The sequence below is a fragment of the Microcoleus sp. PH2017_09_SFU_O_A genome, assembly GCF_020738625.1.
Taxonomy (GTDB): Bacteria; Cyanobacteriota; Cyanobacteriia; order Cyanobacteriales; family Microcoleaceae; genus Microcoleus.
The window spans coordinates 1-2,215 of sequence record NZ_JAEQCF010000185.1; the positions used below are offsets into that span (position 1 = coordinate 1).

Genomic DNA, 2,215 nt, shown 5'->3' on the forward strand with positions numbered 1-2,215 from the left:
GACTCGGATTGAGTCTTTTACACGAGGACTGAGGAGAAGTACCTCAGAGAGAGACGGCTCTCTACTCATCAAATGCGACTTTGCACGTCGCGCTTCACCGCATCCGGCTCCCGATGTTCTTGGCTTACGCCTTTGCTCATGTGTAGATAATCATGGCAACTCTCGTGAATTGCTTCAAGATTCGCTTTTTTCCGATTGGCATGATTTCCGTCGATATGGTGCAGGTTTATCCGCTCCTCACTTGTGAAATTCAGCCCACAGGATGCACATTTATGGTTTTGCCTTGTAAGAGCTTTAGAGGTTTCCCCGTCATAGAGCTTGCTGTTACGCTTACTCCAGTAGGTGAAGTCGCCATCGTAAGGGGATTTCTCACCCTTGACTTTGATGTGCTTATTTTCGGAGGAAGGTACCGATGGGAACGCTTTATCTAGTAATTTCTTGCTAGAGTAGCGGTTTTGTTTGGATTCCTTGTTGAATACCTTATATGCTCTTGTTTCGATATGGAACAGGGAAAACCTTGACCCGTCCATCTTGCAAAAACGATGGTAATTCCTCCAGCCTCTAACTAAGGGAGCTAATTTTTCAGCCTTGACCTTAGCGCCATAATTCGAGTTATTGACAATGCCTTTTACTTTCTCACGGAAAGCTTTAAAATTACCCACTGATGGAGTGCATTTAAACTTGCCGTTATTCTGAACCCTAATGTTCCAGCCTAGGAAATCAAAGCCATCTGTCGTGGCGGTTATCTTGGTCTTTTTTTCGCTTACCTTCATTCCTCGCTCTGCTAAAAATCGGCTAATTTTTTCAAGTATTTCTGTCGCGTTATCTTCGGGGCGGAGTATTATTACCATGTCGTCCGCATAGCGGATTGATGGTTCGTTGGTTCGCCCATTGGCTTTGTATCTGTGAATACTTTCTATCCCGTTGAGCGCGATATTAGCTAAGAGTGGGCTAACTACTCCCCCTTGTGGTGTACCCTGTTTGGGGAATTCTGGGTTCACTCCTGCTTTCAGGCATCGGAAGATACCGAGCTTTAACCCTTTGGGGGCGATGAGTTCATCCATTATTGTTGAGTGGTTAATCCGGTCGAAGCATTTTTCGATATCGAGTTCTATAACTCGCTTTTCTATTCCTTTGGCATGGGAGTTAAGGTTGTCGAAGATGTACTTATGAGCATCATGTGCCGAACGTCCAGTTCTAAACCCGTAGCTCCTAGCGTGGAAAGTGGCTTCATGGGCTGGTTCTAAGGCATATTTTGCTAGGCACTGCCAAGCTCTATCTGCTATGGTAGGTATTTTCAATATTCGGGTTGTCCCATCCTTTTTAGGAATTGGAATTTCCCGAAGCTTGCTGTGATGCCAATTGTTGTAATTGGTCTTGAGGACTGACTCAAGTGCAAATCGTTCCTCGAATGAGAGGGATTTTTTGCCATCAATACCCGCCGTCTTTTTACCATTGTTTAGCTGCGTTACTTGACGAATAGCCAATAATCTAGCTGCACGAGATTTCAGAATAAGTTTCTGTAAAGACCGCGCTTTCCGCCTGTCTCCAACTTGAACCGCTTTGAATACGCGCTTTTGCAGGCGGAATAAACCTTGACGGAATTGCTTCCACTTTAGATTTATCCATGATTCAGTGATATTTCTATCCTGCCTAACCATACTCTGCTCCAATTTGTATTTTCTGAACACCTTGCAGCAATTACGCTGCATCCTACCCGAATTGAAGGAGTTCCGCTGCTCGGAAGAGCCTACATCGGGGTTCGACCACCCCTAGACCTTCCATCCGTTTTTCTTCGTTCCCTCAGAGAGATTGTTATGTCCCGTTAGGTGTAGCCAATTCAACCATTGGATTCCCTGGACTCTTACCGCTATTATCTAAAGATGCGGTGGGAATATCTCCAATCAAGTCAGGCTTTTCAAAGTTGCGCCCTGCTTACCCATAGGTTGCTTTTCTAGGCTCGGTTTCACCGTGAGGACTTCCTATTAACGCCAGTGTCAATCCGCAACGGTTGTCTGATTGCGTCCTGTTCCCAGCTTCGACCTCCCGAAACCGAGTCGGGTCATCGTGGGCAGATAAGGGTTCACATCGAGTCTGATGGACAGGGTTTTCACCTGTATATCTCCGAGAGTTCAACTCTTTTCCGTTGTTGGTTAGAGTTGGATTAGCTATGTACGGACTGTTTACCGTGATTTGCCAATCAACGAGTCGCACT

The 2,215-nt window shown here is 45.7% G+C and carries 2 protein-coding genes; both read right to left on the reverse strand.

The window, feature by feature from the left end; genetic code table 11:
- Positions 1-68 precede the first annotated feature (68 nt).
- A complete protein-coding gene (locus tag JGK16_RS32550; protein ID WP_293194013.1) occupies positions 69-1,661 on the reverse strand; it encodes a reverse transcriptase domain-containing protein in 1,593 nt (530 codons plus the stop codon).
- A 274-nt stretch (positions 1,662-1,935) separates the two neighbouring features.
- The coding region (locus tag JGK16_RS32555; RefSeq protein WP_363319772.1) for a hypothetical protein at positions 1,936-2,215 on the reverse strand (280 nt) is incomplete at its 5' end.